This window comes from Pseudomonas sp. LP_7_YM (assembly GCF_004364435.1).
In the GTDB taxonomy this organism is placed as follows: Bacteria; Pseudomonadota; Gammaproteobacteria; order Pseudomonadales; family Pseudomonadaceae; genus Aquipseudomonas.
In genome coordinates this window covers 46,087-67,823 of the sequence record NZ_SOCT01000007.1, presented here as the reverse complement: position 1 = coordinate 67,823, position 21,737 = coordinate 46,087, and the positions used below count along the sequence as shown (strand labels likewise).

The following is a 21,737-nucleotide window of genomic DNA, read 5'->3' as shown; positions in this document are numbered from 1 at the left end:
CACCACGCTGATGGGTATCAAACAGGGCATAGGCCACCGCCAAGGGGCAACTGGAGAGAAAGCTGCTACTGAGCGCTACATCAGGCGGCCAGGCCTGCGCTGATTAAAGCAATGCCAGTAACAAGGTCAAACCGCGCATAAGGGCACGGTTTCCGTCATGAGGAACAGGGTGTGTCCCTAATCGACATCACAGCAGCCCGAGTTGCTCCACTTCCGGCCCACGCTCCAGCGCCGGCAAGTCAGGCAGGCCCGGCAACAAGGTCATCAACTGCCGATGGAATCGCCGGGCCAGCTCAGGGGCCTGGATATTGTCTGGCGTGTGCAGAAAGACATAGGGCGTGCGACCTTCTTCGATCCAGCCAGCCACCTTGATGGCCCACTGCTCGACAAAGCCGTCATTTGCTTCAAGCTCCGGGCGGCCAATGAAGCGCACCTGCGGAAACTGCGTCAGCGCAGCGGGACGGACGGGGACTTTCGGTTTCTTCGATTGCGCGTCCAAGACAGCCGGATCGCTGGAGACGCAACTGAACAGCGGTCTGGAATCCAGGCAAATGCGCTCGACGCCCCGATCCAGCAACAGACGATTGAGCAAACGCTCGCCCTCGCCCTTGTCGAAAAACCCCATATGGCGCACCTCCACTGCCAGCGCCCGGCCCTCCAGCGCATCGAGGAAGGTGCGCAACTCGCCAATCCGGTTGGGCGAGAAGCTCGCGGGCAATTGCAGCCACAAGGGCTGAACCCTCGCGCCAAGGGGTGCCAGCAATTGCAGAAAGTCCTCGGCTGCGCTCAGGTGCTCGCGCAGGTCGCCAGCGTGGCTGATGTCACCGGGAAACTTGGCGGTGAGGCGAAAATGCTCGGGCAAGACCTGCGCCCAGCGCTCTATGGTGGTGTCTTTGGGGCGTGCGTAGAACGTGGTGTTGCCTTCAACGGCGTTGAACACCTGGGCATACAGCTCAAGGAAGTCGGTCGCGCGCGCTTCTGGCGGATACAGCGACTGACGCCAGGCGTTTTCACTCCAGGACGGGCAACCGATGTAATAAGGGGGGTTGGCGATATTCAAACGTGTAAATCGAGCCCAGAGACTTCAAGATCCCAATCGACGAAGGTGGACGTCGTCAGATAGCTGCTAAGCGCGTGGGCAACCCGCGAACTCATGGCGCGCGGGAAGATGATGTCCTGCTGGCGGGCCGGCACATTGGCCGTGCTGCCGGTTTGACGGCGAGCAGTCTGTGGCACCACTTCGATTACGTCGTCGATCACTTCTTCGGAAGCGTTATCGATCGTCGCCGAGCCTTTGCGTGGCTTGCGCTTGATCGGATACGAACGTTGTGAAGGACCGGTGATACGCATCGATGCTTACTCGGCGTCTTATAGCGGCAATGTAACTACACGAATGCAGTGAAGCAAGTTTGTGAACGATTACTAGACCACAGTTATTACCGAATGTTAGAGCAGCGGTAAAAAAAATCGAAGGTTATCGCCCAACGGTAGTGAGTACTGTGACTTGTGTCGCAATCAGGGGCCGTATTGAAATCAACCTTAAAGGGCCAACTTGCTGGTCGATTCAGCAAGTCAGTCGACGTCTGCCTTGCCTGTCCGCATGTCGCCAATCTATTCCTGCACTGTCGCTGGCAGTTATAGCTTCAGCGCGCCTTGGGGGTTGCGACCTTATCGCGCAGATACACCGGCTGGGCATCGTCCGCCACCACCGCCTCGCCGCGATTCCAAGCGAAAGTACCAAGCGTCAGCAGATCCTGCGCATGGGGCAGCAGGGTCGCGTCGTGACCGGACAGGTTCACCGCAATACGGTCGGCGTAGCCCCAGCCCGTACCGGCTCCGAACCATTGCCCGCAAGCATTACCTGCAAGCGCGGCCTGCTCCGGCGGCATCACGGCTTCCGCGCCCACAAGCCCCATTTCCCCGGCTGCCTCGCGATAGCAGCCCCAGTACACCTCGTCCATACGGGCATCAATGGCAGCAGCCACCTGCCTGACGCCGTGCTCGCGAAACGCACGCTGGGCCAGAACCGCCAGGTTGGACACCGGCAACACCGGCCGATCCAGGCCGAACGCCAGCCCCTGAACCACGCCGATAGCAATGCGCACCCCGGTAAACGCACCCGGGCCGCGACCGAATGCAATCGCATCCAGCGCCGACAGGCCGATCCCTGCTTCGGCAAGCAAGTCCTTGATCATGGGCAAGAGTTTCTGCGCGTGCAGACGCGGGATCACCTCGTAGTGAGTCAGCACTTTGCCGTCATGCAGCAAAGCGACTGAGCAGGCTTCAGTGGCAGTGTCCAGGGCCAGCAAGGTCGTCATCGAGGTTTCCACGGTTATGCGAATGAGGGAGTGCAAAAAAGGGCCGCATTATAAACAACAACGACCCACAAGCGGGCCGTCGTTCGTTGCATATGGCACCTGGCTCAGCTCAGTGCTGCGAGCACCTTGCCGGTGATCGACTCTACCGAGCCCAGGCCCTCGATATGGCTGTACGTGGGTGTGCCGTCCTGTTCCTGCAGCTTCTGGTAGAACGCCACCAGCGGCTTGGTCTGCGAATGATAGACCGACAGACGATGGCGCACGGTGGCCTCCACATCGTCCTTGCGCTGCACCAGCGGCTCGCCGGTCACATCGTCCACACCCTCAACTTTCGGCGGGTTGTAGACAACGTGATAGACGCGGCCCGAACCTTCGTGAACACGACGACCGGAAATACGCTGAACGATCTCTTCGTCGTCGACGTTGATCTCGATCACGTGATCGATTGCCAGGCCAGCGTTCTTCAGGGCTTCAGCCTGAGGAATGGTGCGGGGAAAGCCGTCGAACAGACAACCATTGGCACAGTCAGGCTGCGACAGGCGGTCCTTGATCAGCCCAATGATCAGGTCGTCGGATACCAGACCACCGCTGTCCATCACGCTTTTGGCTTTCAAGCCCAGCTCTGTGCCGGCCTTGACCGCCGCACGCAGCATGTCGCCAGTGGAGATTTGCGGAATGCCGAACTTCTCGGTGATGAACTTCGCCTGAGTACCTTTACCGGCCCCGGGAGCTCCCAGCAGAATCACGCGCATTGTTATGCTCCTCAATTTTTTATAGAAATTTCGTCGGATTCGCCTGAATGGGGCCAATCGCGTAAAAAATGAACTGACCAAACGGCCAAAGGCTGATCAAGATACACAGCCGATTCATGCCGCACAAGACGCCAAAAGTCGCAGCAACCCGCGAAAAACCAGTCACTTGCTGTCGATCAATACTTCGCTGCGAGGCCCTGCAACTTTAGCGGGACATCGCGTTGCCGGTCGGCCATGCGCCGCGCGATGAGAGCCATTACCCCCACTTGCGGCGCAACAGTCGTATCAGCCGGTATTGCGTAAACCGGCGGCAATGCCTGCCACAGACACTAGCAGAGCCTGTACCAAAGGACTGTCCAGACTGGCCTCATGACTGCGGGACCGGGCCAGAAGCTCGGCCTGCAATAGATGAAGCGGATCCAGATAGGTGTTACGCAGGCTGATGAACTTGAGCGTTTCGGGACTGTGGGCCAGCAACTGCGACTGACCGGTGAGACCCAGCACCACGTCGCACGCCTGCGACAATAGGTCGCGTAAATGTGCACCTAACTGCAGCAATTGCGGCTCAACCAGACGTTCGTCATAAAGTTGCGCGATATCGCTGTCGGCTTTGGCGAGCACCATTTCCAGCATGTCGATACGTGTGCGGAAGAACGGCCAACGTTCACGCATCTGTCCCAAAAGCTCGCCCTGCCCGCGTTCAAGGGCCTTGTTCAGGGCGTTTTCCCAGCCAAGCCAGGCCGGCAGCATCAGGCGTGTCTGGGTCCAGGCGAAGATCCAGGGAATCGCGCGCAGGCTTTCGACGCCGCCTTCGCGACGCTTGGCCGGACGACTGCCCAGCGGCAAGCGTCCCAACTCCTGTTCGGGGGTGGCCTGCCGAAAGTATTCGACGAACTCAGGGTTTTCCCGCACGACCGCGCGGTAGGCACTCACGCCATCTGCGGCCAGGTCATCCATCATTTGCCGCCATGCTGGCTCAGGTGGGGGTGGCGGCTGAAGGGTCGCCTCCAGTACAGCGGCCAGGTACAGATTGAGGTTCTGCTCGGCGATGTCCGGCAAGCCGAATTTGAAGCGGATCATCTCGCCCTGTTCGGTGGTGCGCAAACGCCCGGCGACCGACCCCGGTGGTTGCGACAGAATCGCCGCATGGGCAGGTCCACCACCGCGTCCAACGGTTCCGCCCCGGCCGTGGAACAACAACAGTTCGACTTGCTGGGCGCGGCAGATGTCCACCAGGTTCTCCTGAGCGCGATACTGCGCCCAGGCCGCCGCAGTAGTGCCAGCGTCCTTGGCCGAGTCGGAATAGCCGATCATGACCTCTTGCGGGCCGTGGAGCCCCGCGCGATAGCCGGGAAGGCTCAGCAGCTTCTCGATCACAGGCCCGGCGTTATCCAGGTCAGCGAGGGTCTCGAACAGCGGCACGACGCGCATGGGCCGCTGCAGGCCAGCCTCTTTGAGCAGCAGTTGCACAGCCAGCACATCGGACGCCGCACCGGCCATGGAGATCACGTAAGAGCCAAGCGAAGCCGCAGGCGCAGCGGCTACCACACGGCAGGTCGCCAGCACTTCAGCAGTGTCTTCGGCCGGTTCGAAATAGGCAGGCAGGAGTGGGCGTCTGTTGTCCAGTTCACGCAACAGGAACTCGATACGCGCCCCTTCGTCCCACTCGTCGTAGCGGCTAAGTCCCAGGTATTCGGTGATCTCGCTCATCGCAGCACGGTGGCGAGTCGAATCCTGGCGAACATCGAGCTTGACCAGAAACAGGCCAAAGGTGACGGCCCGACGCAGGCAGTCGAGTAGCGGGCCGTCGGCGATCACGCCCATGCCGCACTCGTGTAATGACTGGAAACATAACTGTAGAGGTTCAAGCAACTCCTCGTTATTGTTCAAGACGTCTTGCGGTGCAGGCTGGGTGACGCTCAAGGAGGCATGGGCCCAGTTGCGCGTGGCCCGCAGACGCTCACGCAGTCGTTTCAGCACGCTGCGATAAGGCTCGACGCTGTCACCGGCCACCGCCAGCAACGCAGGGCTTGCCTGCTGCATTGACAGCTCGGCCGCCAGTTGATCGACATCGCGCAGGTAAAGATCCGCAGCCATCCAGCGCGCCAGCAACAGCACTTCGCAGGTGACGGCAGCTGTCACATTGGGGTTGCCGTCGCGGTCCCCGCCCATCCAGGAGGCAAAGCGAATCGGTGCAGCGTGCAAGGGCAGGTGCAGGCCGGTGGCGGCATGCAGCGCATGATCGGCTTTGCGCAGGTAGTTGGGGACTGCCTGCCACAGCGAGTTTTCAATGACCGCAAAGCCCCACTTCGCCTCGTCCACCGGAGTGGGACGAACACGTCGAATTTCCTCGGTATGCCAGGCTTCAGCGATCAGCCGCTGCAGCCGCTCGGTGATCTGTTCACGCTCCTGGCGATTCAGGTCTCGATGATCGAGAGCGGCGAGTTGCGCGGCGATGGCGTCGTACTTCTGAATCAGCGTGCGACGCGCCACTTCAGTAGGGTGCGCAGTCAGCACCAACTCGATTTCCAGCTCGCCCAATTGCTGCGCCAGGGCCTCAGTTGACTGTCCGGCCTGCTTCAAACGCTCCAGCAATTCGGGGAGTACCCGCGACTCGAAAGGCTGCGGTTTGCTGTCATCGCGTCGATGGATCAGTTGATATTGCTCGGCGATGTTGGCCAGGTTGAGGAACTGGTTGAAAGCACGAGCCACCGGCAGCAGCTCGTCTTCATTCAGGCTTTCAAGGTTGGAACTCAATTGCTCGGTGTTTTGGGTCGAGCCATGACGTCCGGCCTTGGCGCTTTTGCGGATGCGCTCGATCTTTTCCAGAAAATCAGCCCCATGCTGATCGCGAATGGTATTGCCCAACAGCTCACCCAACAGGTGAACATCCTCGCGCAATCGTGCGTCGATATCAGCCATCCAGCCTTCTCCTTCAGCGTTTTGTTGTTCTTTCCTGAGTCAGTCCGATGATCCGGAACTGAACGTCCTCACAGGTTTTGTCTCTATTTGTGTGTATAGAGCGACAAACGCATGCCCCGGCGCAAGCCTTTGCCTTGCATCTGCCGGAGCAAGCCATCTCCTCACCGGGCTGCATGAGGATTGGAAAATTCTTCTGCGCCCGTCTTCACGTACATCTCTCAAGAGGTCTCCATGAAAATCCGCGAGCTTGCGAAACACTGGGAAGATTGCGCCAAAGGTCGCCTGACCAACACCGGATATGCGGTTCATCTGGATGTCGAAGCCGCAGCCCGGCTGGCCGCGATCGCCGACATGTACCCCAAACGCTCGGCCCAAGAGCTGCTCGGCGAGCTGATCGGCGCAGCGCTCGAAGAACTGGAAGCCAGCTTTCCGTACATTCAGGGCCAGCATGTGGTCGCGACCGACGAGGAAGGTAACCCGTTGTATGAAGACGTAGGTCCGACACCGCGATTCCTCGCGCTGTCACGGCGTCATCTGGAAGCACTGTCGGATCAGCAGGACACGTCGTCGCACTGATTTGCGACGTCGCTTTCAGAGCACTCGGATCGACGCTGCAGCCCTTTGAAACCGGGCGTGTGGCGTTTTCTTCTGTGTCAATATTCAAGCGCCATATTTACAAATGGCGACAAAAGACCCGCCGTTAAATACAAAAAGGTCTGAACTATTCAAAAAACGCGCAGGTCCGAGCAGTTAGCCATTACAGAAAAGCCGACACAGGTGGCAGCGGAAATTGATCCTGTTCATGCCCCCGCCCAGGCCAGCACTGAAATGGAAAAAATCTAGCTTTCAGGAGTTTCACAATGGAGTTGACTACCATGAACACCAGTACTGCCACTAACACGTTCAAAAGCCTGCGCGGGCTGAAAATGGCCGCGCTGGCCGTGGGCACCAGCCTCCTGCTCGCCGGTTGCGCGGGTAAGCCTCCTAGTGAGCAATACGCCGTGACCCAATCTGCGGTAAATGCTGCCGTCAGCGCCGGTGGCACCGAGTACGCCGCCGTTGAAATGAAGTCGGCTCAAGACAAGTTCAAGCAAGCCGAACTGGCCATGCAGGAAAAGAAATACGACGAAGCTCGCAAATACGCCGAGCAAGCTGAATGGGACGCTCGTGTAGCCGAGCGTAAAGCTCAGGCGGCGAAGGCACAGAAAGCGGTGCAGGATGCTCGTCAGGGCGTCAACGAACTGCGTGAAGAAGGTCTGCGCCAGGTTCAACCGGTCAGCCAGTAACGCTTCGCACTTCTGCATTGCCATCGATTTAAAGGACGAAACTATTATGCGTAAACAAGTATTGATCCCTGCCCTGCTGGCCCTGAGTGTTGGTCTGGCTGCCTGTGCCTCGAAACCGAACGTGAACCTGGAACAGGCACGTACCAACTATTCGGCGCTGCAAAGCAACCCGAAATCCAATGAGCTCGCCGCTCTGGAAACCAAGGACGCCAGCGACTGGCTGAACAAGGCTGACGCTGCCTATCGCGATAACGAAAACGAGAAGAAGGTCGATCAGCTGGCTTACCTGACCAACCAGCGCGTTGAGCTGGCCAAGCAGACCATTAACCTGAAGACCTCTGAAAACGATCTGAAAAACGCAGCGGCTCAACGTGCCCAAGCCCGTCTGGACGCTCGCGACGCACAGATCAAGGCTCTGCAGAACAGCCTGAACGCCAAGCAAACCGAGCGCGGTACGCTGGTAACATTCGGTGACGTGCTGTTCGACCTGAACAAGGCTGATCTGAAGTCGTCCGGTCTGGTCAACGTCAACAAACTGGCCAAGTTCCTTCAGGAAAACCCAGATCGCAAGGTGATCGTCGAGGGTTACACCGACAGCACCGGTTCGGACAGCCACAACCAATCGTTGTCTGAGCGTCGTGCAGGTTCCGTGCGTATGGCGCTGGTGAAGATGGGCGTCAGCCCTGATCGCGTCGTCTCGCAGGGTTATGGCAAGGAATATCCGGTCGCTGACAACACCAGCGCCTCGGGCCGTGCCATGAACCGTCGTGTGGAAGTGACCATTTCCAACGACAACCAACCGGTCGCCCCACGCTCTTCGATGCACTAAAACCGGTTGTAGCAACATGTTGCAAACCCCGCCTGCTCATGAGCAGGCGGGGTTTTTTTTGGGTGCCGTTTGGGACCAGGGCGTAGGGAATTCATTAGAAAGGTAGGGCAGGCGCTGGGCATGGGCTGAATGTACTATCGCATCGCGAATGAATTCGCTGACACAGTTCAGGCTCGCTCCCATAGGTATATCGCCATCCGAATAGCTGATACTCCTGCTGCGCGAGGATGCCTATCGCAGCTGCTGTGGGGTCTGCTGCCCCAGACAACGTACCGCCTGCTTGCGCTCATTGACCAGAACCCCGGTCAGCCCCTTGCGCTCGGTATCGAACAACACCAACACCCCCTGAATGCACTGCGCCACCTGCGGCGCAGGCTCGAGCGCGACCTTGTAGTCCTCGCCGGGCAGGGTCTTGAGCAGGGTGAACTGGCTCAGCTCCAGAGCATCCTCAGGCTTGGCGAAATGCAGGTAGCCGTAATACCACAGCACCCCTACCGTTGCGAACACACAGGCAATGCCGGTGAGCATCTGGGGGATGAGATTGCGTTCTTCGCTCATTGCTCAGCCTCTGCTGATCCACTTTGCGACGGCGCAGCGCTGTTCTTGCCCCTATCCGCGTCAGGGTAATTGGGGATTTCGCCCAGACGCCGCAGGCCGTTGAAATGCAATGGGTCATCAAGGTAACGCAGCATGACTTCGCGCCAGGTCGGATCGGCAAATGTCTGCACATGAGGCCCACGAACCAGTTGCAGCACGCGCGGCGGCGGCGCGGCTTGATACAGCCTGATGCCGTTCTGCAGCGGGACCAGAGTGTCATCCAGGCTATGGAAGAACAGCATCGGCGTCCCCTTGAGTTGCGCGATGCTGTCAATCGCGCTGTCGCCATCGGGTATCACCCAGGACAGCGGGCGCTTGAATGGCCAGGTCAGCCAGGAAGTGCCGAGGGTATAACGCGCCATGTCGCGATAACTGGCAGGCACGCCATCGAGCACAAGCGCTTTGACTCGCGAACGTTGCTGGGGATGCTCGGCCAGATAATGCACGCCCAATGAACCGCCGATACTCTGCCCCAGGACCACCAACGGCTTGCCCCGGACTTCAGGCGCCTTGTTCAGCCAGTCGAATGCCGCGTCAAGGTCCTGATAAATCGCAGGCAGGCTGGGCTCGCCTTCGGATCGGCCATAACCGCGATAGTCGAGCAACAAGACCTGGTAACCGTGCTCAGGCAACCACCAGCTGCCGCCCAGGTGCCAGGCCATGTTGCCGCCGTTACCGTGCAGGTGCAGCACGGTACCCTTGACCGGCACGCCTTCCTTTGCCGGCAGCCACCAGGCATTGAGCCGGGTGCCATCGGCCGCTGTGAGGGTGATTTCACGCCAGGCCAGATGAGCCGCCGCCGGGGTCAGCGGTACGTCGCGCTCGGGGTAGAACAGCAATTGGCTGCAGCCGGTCAGGCAAAACAGAAGAGCCAGTAAGGAGAGCAGCTTCAAACGCGAAATCCTTCGTTGTTCAAATGAGAGACACCTTTGCCGGGTAAATCGGCGATGCCCTGCTGGGGCCTGCTTGCTGGCAGAGCTGGCGTGTCAGATGACTCCGAGGTGACTGACCCGCCGCCTGCGCCAAGCCATCTGGCGATCAGAGAATATTGGAGTAGTCCGCCTCAATCCGGTCCAGGCTCAGATGGTTGAGGAAGTTGGAGAAACACATCCAGGCCGAGAGCGCGTTCATGTCACGGAACTGGTCCGGCAGGTATTTGGGTGGCACCACCAGCCCTTCATCCACCAACTGACGCAAGGTGCGCATGTCTTCCAGCGTGGTCTTGCCGCAGAAAAGAAGCGGCACCTGCTCCAGCTTGCCTTTTCTCACGGCCAACTGGATGTAGTTGTAAACCATGATGAAGCCTTTCAGGTAGGACAGGTCCTTGGTGAACGGCAGGCCATTGGGCACCGAGCCACGGAAAACGCGACTGGCATTGCCATAGCTTTCCGGCATGCCAAAGCCCTGCTCGCGATAGAACTCGAAGACCTGCAGGAAATCAGCGCCGCCTTCGGCCATGTGAATGGCGCGGGTACGGTTGGTGAGCTTGCGCAGACGGCTTGGATAGGAAGCGAACCCGATCACCTCCATCAGAATCGCCAGCCCTTCCTGGGTGACGGTGGACGATGGCGGGCCTTTCGCTAGAAAGGTACAGATCGGCTGGTTCAGCCCGTTGAGCGTCGTGCCCACATGCACCAGCCCTTCATGGAACTCCAGCGCCCGCACGTCACGCTCGTTGAACATCGCGTCGCTGCGAATCTTGATGTAATCGGCGCCCGCTGCGGCGTCGGCGACGATACCGTCGGACTCAAACACCCGAATGGTCTCTTCCGCCTCGCCGAACGTTCTGTTCAAACGGCTTTGCAGCATGGCCACCGCGTCCTTGGCATCCAGGGTCTTGGGCTCATCCTTGAGGTCGCCACGCCCGGCGATGTTGTCAAGGTAATCGGAGAGCATCAGGCCAAGATCGGCCAGCGTCGGGTCTCCGGCGTGAAACGCGTCGGAAGCGGCGCCGTACAGTTCCTGAGAGATAAGGCCGAAATCCGGCGTACCGCGTGCTTCGAGCATACGAATGACCATGCGGTATTCCCTGCACATGCGGCGCATGATCTGACCGACCGGGTTGAACTGTCCCAGTTGCCGGGTGACGTCACGTTCGATGTTCTGAAATTCGAGCTTCAGCGCCCCTGAGTCAAAACCCAATGGGCGATTCTCGTAATAAGCGCGGTCGACTTCGGGCATTTGCTTGCCCTCGGCGGCGAGGAAAGTCTTGCGGATGCTGTCGTCCCACTTCACCGCGTCGAGCACGCGAATCGGCGTCTGCGCCAGCACGATACGGTCCGATAACGTGCGAATGGTCTGCTGGTATTCGTCCACCCGGTGCCCCTTATTAACCCGTTGCGCTATTTGCTCATGCGCTGATATTGAGCTGCCTTAAGGAAGACGTCGGAATTGGCGGTATCGTCCAGATAGACGAACACCTTGTCCATGGGGCTACTGATCAGCACGCCGTCGCCTTTCTCGGTTTCGATTGCCTGGCCTGCGAACGCCTTCTGCTCCACCAGTTGTTGCATGCGTTCAAGATCCAGGTCGTAGATCACCAACTCGTCGGCGGCATTTTCATTGTCGATCAGGTCGAAACCGGCGATCGCATAATTGGCACCGTACTTCTGCGGCAACGCAGCGGATACATACCAACGGCCGCCATGCCGGGAGACGGTGAATGTGTACTCGTCACGGTTCTTGCGGTCGCCCTTGCGGTAGCTGACTGCCTTGTACTGATTGGCGCCGGCACGGCTGATTTCCAGTTCCAGCGGTTCGCCCCAGGCGTTCTTGCTGGACCAGGTGCCAAGCAGTTTCGACGGAGCCGTGTCGCGGGTCGGAATCGGATCCTTGAAAGTCACCAGACAGCCGCTCAACAAGGCGAACGACAGGGCGAGCAATACGCTCCAGACTTTCATCGTTTCTCCTGAAGGTGATTCCAGAAATAAAGGTTCTCAACCAGCCATTGGCCGTGCAGTGCCCAATACCAGATGCATCTGACGTGTAAGAATAGCGAGCATTTCCCGGTCTGCGTCGGGACGTGGCCCTTCGAGCAAGCCTTGATATTCCATCCGCCCGATAATCCCCGTCAACACCTGAGCATCCAGTTGCGCCTGGCTGGAGCCCATCACCTCGAGAAACTGGGCACTTCCCTGCAAGAGAATTTCCTGATGCGCGGCGACCAAAGGCGCCAGACGCGGGTTGATCAATGCTTCCAGGCGAAAAGCATGCTCGGCAATCAACTGGTCGCGGCGGGTCAGCAACTGGTGGCGCACGTACTCCATCGTCATGCTTGCGATTTCGTCCGCCAGCCGCGCGCGTGCCTCGGCGCTGCCGTCGTTACGCGCAACCATCTCCCGTAACAGGTTTTCAGTGTTGGTCCACAGCTTGGCCATGTAGGCAGCGCTGCGCTCGACGTATTGCGCGAAGGCGTCGGTGAGCAGGTCGTCGATGTCCTTGAAGTAATAGGTGGTGGCCGATAACGGCACCTGCGCCTCGGCTGCCACCGCACGGTGACGCACCGCTCGCACACCGTCACGAATAAGAATGCGCATAGCGGCGTCGAGAATGAGCTGGCGACGCTGCTCACTGCCCTGTCGACTGGCCTTGCGGCCTTGGTACTGAACACTCTGCGCGACTGCCGTGGCGAGGCCGGCGGCCCCCTTTTGAGCGATCATGCGATTCACGACAGGTTTTCCTTTCTGTGGTCTGTGCTTGAAATAACCGGAAGAAAATGTCCGGCCCATCGAGGAGCGATCCGCGGGAGCGAATTCATTCGCAAAAAAAACAGGTCCGTCGATGCAGATGCAACGACCGAACGTCCATCTCGCCAATGAATTGGCGCCCACAGAAGCCTCAGCGTTCGCAAACGGGCAAAAAAAAGCCGCCCTTGCTCAGGCGGCTTTTTCAGTAACGCTTAGGCTTGCGGCCGCATGTGCGGGAACAGGATCACATCACGGATCGATGGCGAGTTGGTCAGCAGCATGACCAGACGGTCGATACCGATACCCTCTCCCGCTGTCGGCGGCATGCCGTATTCCAGGGCGCGAACGAAGTCGGCATCGTAATGCATCGCTTCATCGTCGCCGGCGTCCTTGTCGGCCACCTGAGCCATGAAGCGTTCGGCCTGATCTTCGGCATCGTTCAGCTCGGAGTAGGCGTTGGCGATTTCACGGCCACCGATGAACAGCTCGAAACGGTCGGTGACGTTTGGGTTTTCGTCGTTGCGACGTGCCAGCGGCGACACTTCGAACGGGTACTGGGTGATGAAGTGCGGCTGTTCCAGCTTGTGCTCGACCAGCTCTTCGAAAATCATCACTTGCAGCTTGCCCAGACCTTCGAAGCCCAGCACCTTGGCGCCAGCTTTCTTGGCAATGGCACGCGCCCTGTCGATGTCATTCAGGTCGTCGGCAGTCAGTTCGGGGTTGTACTTGAGGATCGAATCGAACACCGACAGACGCACGAACGGCTCACCGAAGTGAAACACCTTGTCGCCGTACGGCACGTCGGTGCTGCCCAGAACCAGTTGAGCCAGTTCGCGGAACAGCTCTTCGGTCAGGTCCATGTTGTCTTCGTAGTCGGCGTAAGCCTGGTAGAACTCCAACATGGTGAATTCGGGGTTGTGACGCGTCGAGACGCCTTCGTTACGGAAGTTGCGGTTGATCTCGAACACCTTCTCGAAACCACCGACTACCAGGCGCTTGAGGTACAACTCAGGCGCGATACGCAGGAACATCGGCAGGTCGAGTGCGTTGTGGTGAGTCTCGAACGGCTTGGCCGCGGCACCGCCGGGAATGGTCTGCAGCATCGGCGTCTCGACTTCAAGGAAGTCGCGCTTCATCAGGAAGCTGCGGATGTGGGCGATCACCTGCGAGCGCACGCGGAATGTGTCGCGTACGTCTTCGTTGACGATCAGGTCGACGTAGCGCTGACGATAGCGCTGTTCGGTGTCGGTCAAGCCGTGGTGTTTGTCAGGCAACGGACGCAGCGACTTGGTCAGCAGACGCACGCTGGTCATCTCAACGTACAGGTCGCCCTTGCCGGAACGGGCCAGAGTGCCTTCGGCGGCGATGATGTCGCCCATGTCCCAGGTCTTCACCGAGGCCAGGGTTTCTTCCGGGAGCGTCTTTCGATTGACGTAGACCTGGATGCGACCGGTCATGTCCTGAATCACCATGAACGAGCCACGGTTGAGCATGATGCGACCTGCAACCTTGACCGGAATCGCCGCTTCTGCCAACTCTTCCTTGGTCTTGTCCGCATACTGCTTCTGCAGGTCGTTGCAGTAGTTTTCGCGGCGGAAGTCGTTCGGGAAGGCGTTGCCCCTGGCGCGCTCGGCAGCAAGCTTTTCCTTGCGCAGGGCGATCAGGGTGTTTTCTTCCTGTTGCTGGGCTTGCGGGTCGAGTTGTTGGTCGCTCATGTCTTTGAATTTTCCATCACGGTTTCGTTGCCCCTCGCCAGCCCGGTGTGTGCGACAAGGGATCGCGGGTCGCGTGCGTCATATGACGCGGCAACCCGCAACGGTGGTGTCGCGGTTACAGCCCCTGCTTGAGGCTCGCGATCAGGTATTCGTCGAGATCGCCGTCGAGCACCTTGTCGCAGTCGCTGCGTTCGACGCTGGTACGCAGATCCTTGATGCGCGAGGCATCGAGTACGTAGGAGCGGATCTGGTGACCCCAGCCGATATCGGACTTGGTGTCTTCCAGCGCCTGAGAGGCTGCGTTGCGCTTCTGCACTTCCTGCTCGTACAACCTGGCCCGCAGCATTTTCATGGCGGTGTCCTTGTTGGCGTGCTGGGAGCGTTCGTTCTGGCAGCTGACCACGGTATTGGTCGGCACGTGGGTGATACGCACTGCCGAATCGGTGGTGTTGACGTGCTGACCGCCGGCACCGGAGGAACGGTAGGTGTCGATGCGCAGATCTGACGGGTTGATGTCGATTTCGATGTTGTCATCGATCTCAGGCGATACGAACACCGCCGAGAACGAGGTATGACGGCGGTTGCCGGAGTCGAACGGGCTCTTGCGCACCAAACGGTGTACGCCGATCTCGGTGCGCAGCCAGCCAAAGGCGTATTCGCCCTTGATGTGGACCGTCGCGCCCTTGATACCGGCGACTTCACCGGCGGACAGTTCCATGATGGTCGCGTCGAAGCCGCGCTTGTCGGCCCAGCGCAGGTACATGCGCAGCAGAATATTGGCCCAGTCCTGAGCCTCGGTGCCACCCGAACCGGCCTGAATGTCGAGGTAGGCGTTGTTCGCATCCATCTCGCCGCTGAACATACGGCGAAATTCGAGCTTTTCCAGCGACTCGCGCAGGCGGTCGACTTCAGTGACGACATCGGCGACAGCGCCTTCGTCTTCTTCTTCGACAGCCATGTCCAGCAGGTCTTTGGCATCGGTCAGACCGGAACTCATTTCGTCGAGCGTGTCGACGATCTGCGCAAGCAATGAACGCTCACGGCCCAGTTCCTGAGCATATGACGGGTTGTTCCAGACGGCCGGGTCTTCGAGCTCGCGGTTGACTTCGGTCAGACGATCACTTTTGTGATCGTAGTCAAAGATACCCCCGAATGGTTTCGGAGCGCTCGGACAGGTCCTTGATGCTGTTTAGGATCGGGTTGATTTCCATGGTGGGCAGCACTCGCAGGCGAAATTTACAAAGCCGGCGAGTATACCTGAGCCGCTGTCGGGATGGCAGCCCGTTGGGCAGCGGTTGTGGCTGAGCAGGAACGGGGCCGAACATTCCACCACCCTGCGGGAGTGGGCTTGCCCGCGCAGTGCAATGGATGGCGGGTTTACCCCACCACCACCTGATTGCGCCCGTTATTCTTGGCCGCGTACAAACCTTGATCCGCGCTCTGGATCAGCTGGCGACTGTGACTGCCAACCTGCGGCACCAGCGTCGCCAGACCGATGCTGACCGTCAGGTTCGAGCCTTCGTGGGGAACGATGTGTGGAATATTCATGCCGGCCACGGTCTGGCGCAGTTTTTCGGCCAGCAGCCGGGCGCCGCCGGGGGAGGTGTTGGGCAGCACCAGTGCGAACTCTTCACCGCCGTAGCGCGCAGGCAAGTCGGAGGGGCGACTGCAACTTGAGCGAATGGCCTTGGCCACCTGACGCAGCGCCTCATCACCGTCCAGATGACCGAAGTTGTCGTTGTACGCCTTGAAGTAATCGACATCGATCATCATTAGCGACATCTGAGTCTGCTCGCGAATCGCCCGTCGCCATTCCAGCTCCAGGTATTCGTCGAAATGGCGACGGTTCGACAGACCGGTCAGCCCATCGGAGTTCATCAGCCGCTGCAGCACCAGATTGGTGTCCAGCAACTGCTGCTGGCTGACACGCAGTGCACGATATGCCTCGTCACGCTGCAGCAACGTCATGTAGGAACGCGAGTGGTAACGGATGCGTGCGACCAGCTCGATATTATCCGGCAGTTTGACCAGATAATCGTTGGCACCGGCGGCGAACGCTGCGCTTCTGACCAGCGGGTCCTCCTCGGTCGAGAGCACGATGATCGGAATGTCGCGGGTCAGCGCATTGCTGCGGTACTCACGCACCAGCGTCAGGCCGTCCAGACCCGGCATGACCAGGTCCTGCAGAATCACCGTCGGCTTGATCCGGATCGCCTGGGCGATGGCCTGATGCGGATCGGCGCAAAAATGAAAATCAATGTTTTCCTGGCTCGCCAGCCCGCGGCGGACCGCCTCGACGATCATCGCCTGATCGTTGACCAGCAACACCATGGCCGCGTTTTCGTCCGTGGCGTTAATTTCGTCCACCTGCAAATCTTGCATTCAGGGTCTCCTGATCACAGGCGGGCTGTGAAATCACCTGGAAAATCATTGTGGAAATACCTCCTTCAAACGAGGCGCGATAGTGTTCAAGAGGCGAATCTCAATGGCAGCGTCAATGGCGGCTGCCGCCTTCGGCATTCCATATACGACGCAGCTTTGCTGATCCTAAGCGATGGTCAGGAACCCCCGCTGACGCATCAGCTTGAGCCCTTGAGCCCCGTCCCGGCCCATACCGGTCAACAGAACGCCCACTGCATCATTGCTCCAATAGCTGGCCACACTCTCGAAAAACACGTCGATAGAGGGCCTGTGTATCTCATTCACCGGCTCGGCGGTATATGCCAGCGTGCCGTTTTTCAACAGACGGATATGGTGATTGGTGCCTGCCAGCAACACTCCGCCACTCTGTGGTGGCTCGCCTTCGCACGCCAGTCGCACCAGCAGCCCCGAAGAGCTGCTCAACCACTGCGCTATGCCGGCAGCGAAAACCTGATTCACATGCTGCACCAGCACGATAGCGGCCGGAAAATCCTTGGACAGCTCGTTGAGCAATACCTCCCGAGCGACCGGGCCGCCTGCGGACGATTCCGATGGCGACCCGTCCGTTACGCTGCACGGCCACTCCAAACGGCGCCGGGGTCGGGCGCACATGGCTGTTACGCTGACCAACAAGCCAGCCTATATTAAGAATCTTGCGCAATAAAGGTGCAGCCGCCTCCTTAGGGTCGCCAGCGCCGATAGCCGGCGTGTCGATGACGTCCATGGCGCCGTGGCCCATCGCTTTGAACACGCGGTGCATGTTCTGTTCGCGGTCGACGGTAACAATCACAATGGCGCAGGGCGTGGCCGCACCCGTCGCTGGTCATCCAGCGACTGGGTTTGGCGACCCGCTATAGGAACTAAGCCGTATTACGAATGCGGGCAGTGACCTGCCCGCATATTCGTTATGGCAGCTGTGTATGGGAGACCTTCGGGTCTGCCGGGTACCTATAACCGGTATGCACAGCTGCCACCCTGCTCGTTTGGCGACGTTCTGCGGTGGCTCCACCTTATAGGATCCGCAGTCATGACCGAGCACTTCGTCCCCACGTTTTACACCGTCACCAGCGCCCGCTTCATGCCGTTCTACTGGAACTTCTGGCCTGGTTTTCCGCGCAGGGTCTCGGCCATTGGAAAGCCTGATATTCGAATGGATGATGCCTGCGGCTGCAACCGTCTCTGAAAAGCCTTGATTGCAAGCATGACGGCGTTGGCTGCAAGCGCATCCATCAACCGCTCGGTAAGCTGGCTTGCTGCGCCACACCCTGCGTAGAATTTGATGCCACCACGCAACCCCTGCGGTTAGCGATGGTCAATGCTCTTTGAGGCAGCCCGGCTCTGTGAGGGCATTTGGAATTCGCATACCGATGAGATGGCTATCTCATCGAGCGGCCGCTATTCAGACGGATGTAAAGGGTAAGGATAACCAGTCCGGCTGCGTACACTGATTTCCCATAATGGAGCGTGTGTCGTTGAACCGATATTCCCGTTTTCCCGCCGGTGACAGCGAGGCAGCTCGTACCATCGCCGAGATCGACTGGCGCGCCACTTCGCTTGGGCCTATCGAGCATTGGCCTGTCGCGCTGAAAATTCATTTAAACCTGATCCTCAATTCCCCCGAATCCATGTACCTGGTCTGGGGGCCTGATCGGCTGTTTTTCCACAACGATGCGTATGCCCCCGTGCTTGGACCCCGGCTGACGCATGCGATGGGTGCGCAGTTTCAACAGCTGTGGTCGGACGTCTGGGATCAGGTGCAGCCCTTCGCGGAAATGGCGCTGAAGGGGCACTCATACCAATGCGAGGACCTGCCGCTGACAATGGCACGCTACGGCGTGACGGAACGTACATGGTGGTCGTTTTCCTTCTCGCCGGTGATCGACGAGCACAATGAGGTCGTGGGCCTGCTCTGCGTGACCAACGAAACCACCCGCAGGGTGCTCGATCAACGTGCCCTGAGGGCAAGCGAAGAGCGCAGGCTGGAGTTGATTGCCTCGCTTGAGCGTCAGGTCATCGAGCGCTCGCATGAGCGCGGACTGACGTGGCAGGTCAGCCCTGACCTGCTCTCGATCATGACCGCCGAGCTGCGTTTCGTCACCACCAACCCTGCGTGGCGTTCGGCGCTTGGCTGGTCCGACGACGATCTGGCCGCCTTTTCATTCACCGATCTGATTCATCCCGACGACGTAGAGAAAAGCCAGCAAGCCTTTACTGCGCTGGCCCGCAACTATCCAGTACTGAACCTGGAAAACCGCTATCGCCACAGGGATGGCAGTTATCGCTGGCTGTCCTGGGTCGCAGTGCCCGAGGGCGGCAAGATGTATTGCAGCGCCAGGGACATCACCACGGAAAAGCGCCAAGCGCAGGCACTGGCTGCCAGGACCGCCGAGTTGAACTGCCTGTGGGATATTTCGCCGGACCTGCTGGCGATGATGGATTTCAATGGGCGGTTTCTACGCGTCAATCCGGCATGGTCGACCATTCTGGGTTACCAGCCAGCCGAACTGATCGGGACGCACATACTGTCCCTGACGCATCCCGAGGATATCGAAGCGACCCAACGCGCGCTGAAGAAGGCGGTCACGGGCGCACTTCCGCTGTTCGAGAATCGCTATCGGCACAAGGACGGCACCTACCGCTGGATCGGCTGGACCGCAGCGCCGGATACCGGGCGGGTGTTCGCCCTGGGTAAACACATGACCGTGGAAAAGGAGCGCTCCGAAGCCCTGCGCTCTGCCGAGGAAGCGCTGCGACAATCGCAGAAGATGGAAGCGGTCGGACAGCTCACGGGTGGTCTGGCCCACGACTTCAATAACTTGCTGATGGGGGTCAGTGGCAATATCGAACTGCTGAAAAGCCGCGTCGACAAAGGCCAGACCGAAAATCTCGGGCGCTATATAAATGCAGCGATGGAGGGCTCGCGTCGCGCGGCGGCGCTGACGCATCGACTGCTGGCATTTTCACGAAGACAGACGCTGGACCCCAAGCCCACCGATATCGATCACCTGGTCGAAGGCATGGCCGAACTGATTCGCGGTACCGTCGGCCCCTCCATTGCCATGGACGTGATTGGCACGCCGGGGTTGTGGGCAACGCTGGTGGACTCGCATCAGCTGGAAAACGCCCTGCTCAACCTATGTCTCAACGCCCGGGATGCGATGCCCGACGGCGGGCAGTTGCTGATCGAGACCTGTAACAAAACCGTCGACGCTGCCGACACCCTCGAACTTGAACTGCCCGAGGGCCGCTATGTGGCGCTATGCGTCAGCGACAACGGCAGTGGCATGAGCAGCGAAGTGGTCAAGCGGGCGTTCGACCCGTTTTTCACCACCAAGCCTATCGGCATGGGCACCGGACTGGGATTGTCGATGATCTACGGATTTGCGCGACAGTCTGGTGGCTGCGTGCGCATTCAGTCAAAGCCGGGAAAAGGTACGCAAGTGTGCATCTTCCTTCCGGCTCAAAGCGATGTCCTGGCAGTGGTCCCGCAGCAAGCTACCCCGCATGAACCCACGCCCCACATTGCTGGGGGCGAAACGGTGCTGGTGGTGGACGATGAGCCAGCGGTACGCGCACTGGTGGCTGAGGTCCTGGCCGATCATGGCTATCGCGTGCTGGAAGCAGATAATGGCGCAGCGGCTCTGGAGATTCTGCAAACCCGGCAGGCGATCGACCTGCTGGTGTCGGACGTCGGGCTGCCCGGTGGCATGAACGGCCGACAACTGGCCGACGCCGCCCGCTCATTGCGCCCAAGGCTCAAAGTGCTGTTTGTCACGGGCTATGCGCAAAACGCTGCGCTGGGCAAGGGGCGTCTGGACCCGGGCATGCATGTGCTGACCAAGCCCTTCTCGATACCGATACTCAGTGAGCGCGTAAAGGGGTTGCTGGAGGAATAATCCAGCACGCTCACTCCCACATGGTAATGCATGACTCCATTGTGACTAGCCAAGCCAGTACCGCAGCCAATCGGCTGCGGTACTGCAACAGGGTCAATTCACCTGGCAATTCAATCGCGCAGATCCGACTCGTGAATCGGCTGATCACGGTGAGTCGCACGTTGATACTGCGCCGGCCATACCGCCTGCCGTCCGCCCAGATCGTCATCGGCGTGCAGCGGCCAGTAAGGATCACGCAGCAGCTCCCGTGCCAGCAGGATCAGGTCGGCCTGCCCGGTGCGCAGAATGTGTTCGGCCTGCGCCGGGTCAGTGATCATGCCCACGGTGCCGGACGCAATCTCTGCTTCCTTCTTCACCCGTTCGGCGAAGTGTGTCTGATACCCCGGCCCTACTGGAATCTCGGCGCTGGCAGCGGTGCCGCCCGAGGACACGTCCACCAGATCGACACCCAGGGTTTTCAAACGCTTGGCCAGTTCAACGGTTTCGTCAGCATCCCAGCCATCTTCCACCCAATCGGTGGCTGATACGCGCACAAACAGCGGCAATTCCTGCGGCCAAACCTCGCGCACCGCCTTGGTCACTTCCAGCGTCAGGCGAATACGGTTTTCGAACGAGCCGCCGTATTGGTCCTGCCGCTGATTGCTCAATGGCGAGAGGAACTGGTGCAGGAGATAACCGTGGGCGGCGTGGATTTCCACCACCTTGAAGCCCGCCGTCAAGGCACGTTTGGCAGCCGCGACGAACGCTTGAATCACCTCCTGGATCTGTTGCTCATCCAGAGGGACCGGTGACGTGTGCTTGGCATCGAAAGCGATATCGGAAGGCCCGAACGGCGTCCAGCCGCCCTGATCGGCTGGAACGCTGCCCTGCCTGCCCAGCCACGGACGCCAGGTGCTGGCCTTGCGTCCGGCATGGGCCAGCTGAATGCCGGCGACGGCGCCCTGCGTGGTGATGAAACGGGTAATGCGTTGCAGCGGCTCGATCTGGTCATCGTTCCAGATGCCAAGGTCTTCCGGCGTGATGCGGCCGTCCCGGGTGACAGCGGCCGCCTCGGTGAAGATCAGCCCGGCGCCGCCCACGGCACGGCTGCCCAGATGGACCAGATGCCAGTCATTGGCCAGGCCATCGGCGCAGCAGTACTGACACATCGGTGACACCACGATGCGGTTGCGCAGGGTCAGTTGACGCAGGGTATAGGGTTCTAGCAGCAGGCTCATGGGCACCTCTTGAGTCGTAGGAGAAGGTTCCGTGTTGATTCGAACCTGGAAACCAATCGACAACCCGATGGCGGCAGCGGTTCCAGCTGTCAGTCGGC

The 21,737-nt window shown here is 59.6% G+C and carries 19 protein-coding genes and 2 pseudogenes; 5 read left to right on the top strand and 16 right to left on the bottom strand.

All coding sequences use genetic code 11. From position 1 onward, the window contains the following. Nucleotides 1-10 precede the first annotated feature (10 nt). From EC915_RS17095 to ppc, 6 genes and pseudogenes are all read right to left on the bottom strand, one after another. A pseudogene (locus tag EC915_RS17095) lies at nt 11-82 on the bottom strand (extensin); the annotation flags it as partial. A gap of 105 nt (nt 83-187) precedes the next feature. Beyond that, nucleotides 188-1,054: a DUF72 domain-containing protein gene (locus EC915_RS17090; protein WP_133751860.1), complete on the bottom strand. Its 867-nt coding sequence runs from the start codon at nt 1,052-1,054 to the stop codon at nt 188-190. A 2-nt stretch (nt 1,055-1,056) separates the two neighbouring features. Beyond that, on the bottom strand, nt 1,057-1,350 hold the full coding sequence (locus EC915_RS17085; protein ID WP_133751708.1) for a hypothetical protein: 294 nt from the start codon (nt 1,348-1,350) through the stop codon (nt 1,057-1,059). Between the two features lie 293 nt (nt 1,351-1,643). Next, a complete protein-coding gene (gene tsaB, locus EC915_RS17080; protein ID WP_133751707.1) occupies nt 1,644-2,318 on the bottom strand; it encodes a tRNA (adenosine(37)-N6)-threonylcarbamoyltransferase complex dimerization subunit type 1 TsaB in 675 nt (224 codons plus the stop codon). 104 nt (nt 2,319-2,422) lie between these two features. Further along, entirely contained in the window at nt 2,423-3,070 is a 648-nt protein-coding gene (gene adk, locus EC915_RS17075; RefSeq protein WP_133751706.1) for an adenylate kinase, read from the bottom strand. Nucleotides 3,071-3,355: 285 nt separating this feature from the next. Next, complete coding sequence (gene ppc / locus EC915_RS17070; RefSeq protein WP_133751705.1) at nt 3,356-5,992, bottom strand: phosphoenolpyruvate carboxylase; 2,637 nt, start codon at nt 5,990-5,992, stop codon at nt 3,356-3,358. A gap of 231 nt (nt 5,993-6,223) precedes the next feature. Here ppc and EC915_RS17065 point away from each other — a divergent pair, with 231 nt between their 5' ends. From EC915_RS17065 to EC915_RS17055, 3 genes are all read left to right on the top strand, one after another. Next, nucleotides 6,224-6,568: a pilin assembly protein gene (locus EC915_RS17065; RefSeq protein WP_133751704.1), complete on the top strand. Its 345-nt coding sequence runs from the start codon at nt 6,224-6,226 to the stop codon at nt 6,566-6,568. A gap of 284 nt (nt 6,569-6,852) precedes the next feature. Next, nucleotides 6,853-7,278, top strand: coding sequence for a DUF4398 domain-containing protein (locus tag EC915_RS17060; RefSeq protein WP_133751703.1), 426 nt, complete (start codon nt 6,853-6,855; stop codon nt 7,276-7,278). A 46-nt stretch (nt 7,279-7,324) separates the two neighbouring features. After that, nucleotides 7,325-8,107 carry an OmpA family protein gene (locus EC915_RS17055; RefSeq protein WP_133751702.1) on the top strand — a complete coding sequence of 261 codons (783 nt, stop codon included), beginning with the start codon at nt 7,325-7,327 and terminating at the stop codon, nt 8,105-8,107. A gap of 231 nt (nt 8,108-8,338) precedes the next feature. Here EC915_RS17055 and EC915_RS17050 read toward each other — a convergent pair whose 3' ends face one another. The 9 genes and pseudogenes from EC915_RS17050 to cheB form a co-directional block, all read right to left on the bottom strand. Then, on the bottom strand, nt 8,339-8,665 hold the full coding sequence (locus EC915_RS17050; RefSeq protein WP_133751701.1) for a hypothetical protein: 327 nt from the start codon (nt 8,663-8,665) through the stop codon (nt 8,339-8,341). Beyond that, nucleotides 8,662-9,597 carry an alpha/beta hydrolase gene (locus tag EC915_RS17045; protein WP_133751700.1) on the bottom strand — a complete coding sequence of 312 codons (936 nt, stop codon included), beginning with the start codon at nt 9,595-9,597 and terminating at the stop codon, nt 8,662-8,664. Before EC915_RS17045 ends, EC915_RS17050 begins: the two co-directional genes overlap by 4 nt. A gap of 145 nt (nt 9,598-9,742) precedes the next feature. Beyond that, complete coding sequence (locus EC915_RS17040) at nt 9,743-11,020, bottom strand: flavohemoglobin expression-modulating QEGLA motif protein (protein WP_133751699.1); 1,278 nt, start codon at nt 11,018-11,020, stop codon at nt 9,743-9,745. 26 nt (nt 11,021-11,046) lie between these two features. Next, nucleotides 11,047-11,604, bottom strand: coding sequence for a hypothetical protein (locus EC915_RS17035; RefSeq protein ID WP_133751698.1), 558 nt, complete (start codon nt 11,602-11,604; stop codon nt 11,047-11,049). A 36-nt stretch (nt 11,605-11,640) separates the two neighbouring features. Continuing rightward, nucleotides 11,641-12,363: a TetR/AcrR family transcriptional regulator gene (locus EC915_RS17030; protein WP_133751859.1), complete on the bottom strand. Its 723-nt coding sequence runs from the start codon at nt 12,361-12,363 to the stop codon at nt 11,641-11,643. 239 nt (nt 12,364-12,602) lie between these two features. Further along, the gene (gene lysS / locus EC915_RS17025) at nt 12,603-14,105 is read right to left on the bottom strand and encodes a lysine--tRNA ligase (protein ID WP_133751697.1); all 1,503 of its coding nucleotides are present in this window, start codon (nt 14,103-14,105) and stop codon (nt 12,603-12,605) included. 115 nt (nt 14,106-14,220) lie between these two features. Beyond that, nucleotides 14,221-15,316 (bottom strand): peptide chain release factor 2 gene (gene prfB / locus EC915_RS17020; RefSeq protein WP_133751696.1). Its coding sequence is split into 2 segments (ribosomal slippage): nt 14,221-15,243 and nt 15,245-15,316, totalling 1,095 coding nucleotides; the frame shifts between segments, so codons are not numbered across the junction. 166 nt (nt 15,317-15,482) lie between these two features. Continuing rightward, nucleotides 15,483-16,487 (bottom strand): PleD family two-component system response regulator, encoded by a 1,005-nt coding sequence (locus EC915_RS17015; RefSeq protein WP_133751695.1) that lies wholly within the window; start codon nt 16,485-16,487, stop codon nt 15,483-15,485. A gap of 45 nt (nt 16,488-16,532) precedes the next feature. Further along, nucleotides 16,533-17,337, bottom strand: a pseudogene (gene cheB, locus EC915_RS17010) (chemotaxis-specific protein-glutamate methyltransferase CheB); the annotation flags it as partial. 216 nt (nt 17,338-17,553) lie between these two features. Here cheB and EC915_RS24870 point away from each other — a divergent pair. Both EC915_RS24870 and EC915_RS17005 read left to right on the top strand, forming a co-directional pair. Continuing rightward, nucleotides 17,554-17,709: a hypothetical protein gene (locus tag EC915_RS24870; RefSeq protein ID WP_166651013.1), complete on the top strand. Its 156-nt coding sequence runs from the start codon at nt 17,554-17,556 to the stop codon at nt 17,707-17,709. 637 nt (nt 17,710-18,346) lie between these two features. Beyond that, complete coding sequence (locus tag EC915_RS17005; protein WP_372237918.1) at nt 18,347-20,422, top strand: PAS domain-containing protein; 2,076 nt, start codon at nt 18,347-18,349, stop codon at nt 20,420-20,422. A 110-nt stretch (nt 20,423-20,532) separates the two neighbouring features. On the opposite strand, the gene EC915_RS17000 is transcribed toward EC915_RS17005, so the two are convergent. Further along, entirely contained in the window at nt 20,533-21,639 is a 1,107-nt protein-coding gene (locus tag EC915_RS17000; protein WP_133751693.1) for an NADH:flavin oxidoreductase/NADH oxidase, read from the bottom strand. Between the last annotated feature and the right edge of the window lie 98 nt (nt 21,640-21,737).

Excerpts from the sequence above, each read along its gene's own strand:
- EC915_RS17035 (WP_133751698.1), bottom strand. The coding sequence starts at position 11,604 with ATGAAAGTCTGGAGCGTATTGCTCGCCCTGTCGTTCGCCTTGTTGAGC.
- EC915_RS17030 (WP_133751859.1), bottom strand. The coding sequence starts at position 12,363 with ATGATCGCTCAAAAGGGGGCCGCCGGCCTCGCCACGGCAGTCGCGCAG.
- EC915_RS17015 (WP_133751695.1), bottom strand. The coding sequence starts at position 16,487 with ATGCAAGATTTGCAGGTGGACGAAATTAACGCCACGGACGAAAACGCG.
- adk (WP_133751706.1), bottom strand. The coding sequence starts at position 3,070 with ATGCGCGTGATTCTGCTGGGAGCTCCCGGGGCCGGTAAAGGTACTCAG.
- EC915_RS17005 (WP_372237918.1), top strand. The coding sequence starts at position 18,347 with ATGGCACGCTACGGCGTGACGGAACGTACATGGTGGTCGTTTTCCTTC.
- EC915_RS17000 (WP_133751693.1), bottom strand. The coding sequence starts at position 21,639 with ATGAGCCTGCTGCTAGAACCCTATACCCTGCGTCAACTGACCCTGCGC.
- EC915_RS17050 (WP_133751701.1), bottom strand. The coding sequence starts at position 8,665 with ATGAGCGAAGAACGCAATCTCATCCCCCAGATGCTCACCGGCATTGCC.
- EC915_RS17065 (WP_133751704.1), top strand. The coding sequence starts at position 6,224 with ATGAAAATCCGCGAGCTTGCGAAACACTGGGAAGATTGCGCCAAAGGT.
- lysS (WP_133751697.1), bottom strand. The coding sequence starts at position 14,105 with ATGAGCGACCAACAACTCGACCCGCAAGCCCAGCAACAGGAAGAAAAC.
- EC915_RS17060 (WP_133751703.1), top strand. The coding sequence starts at position 6,853 with ATGGAGTTGACTACCATGAACACCAGTACTGCCACTAACACGTTCAAA.
- EC915_RS17055 (WP_133751702.1), top strand. The coding sequence starts at position 7,325 with ATGCGTAAACAAGTATTGATCCCTGCCCTGCTGGCCCTGAGTGTTGGT.
- ppc (WP_133751705.1), bottom strand. The coding sequence starts at position 5,992 with ATGGCTGATATCGACGCACGATTGCGCGAGGATGTTCACCTGTTGGGT.
- tsaB (WP_133751707.1), bottom strand. The coding sequence starts at position 2,318 with ATGACGACCTTGCTGGCCCTGGACACTGCCACTGAAGCCTGCTCAGTC.
- EC915_RS17085 (WP_133751708.1), bottom strand. The coding sequence starts at position 1,350 with ATGCGTATCACCGGTCCTTCACAACGTTCGTATCCGATCAAGCGCAAG.
- EC915_RS24870 (WP_166651013.1), top strand. The coding sequence starts at position 17,554 with ATGACCGAGCACTTCGTCCCCACGTTTTACACCGTCACCAGCGCCCGC.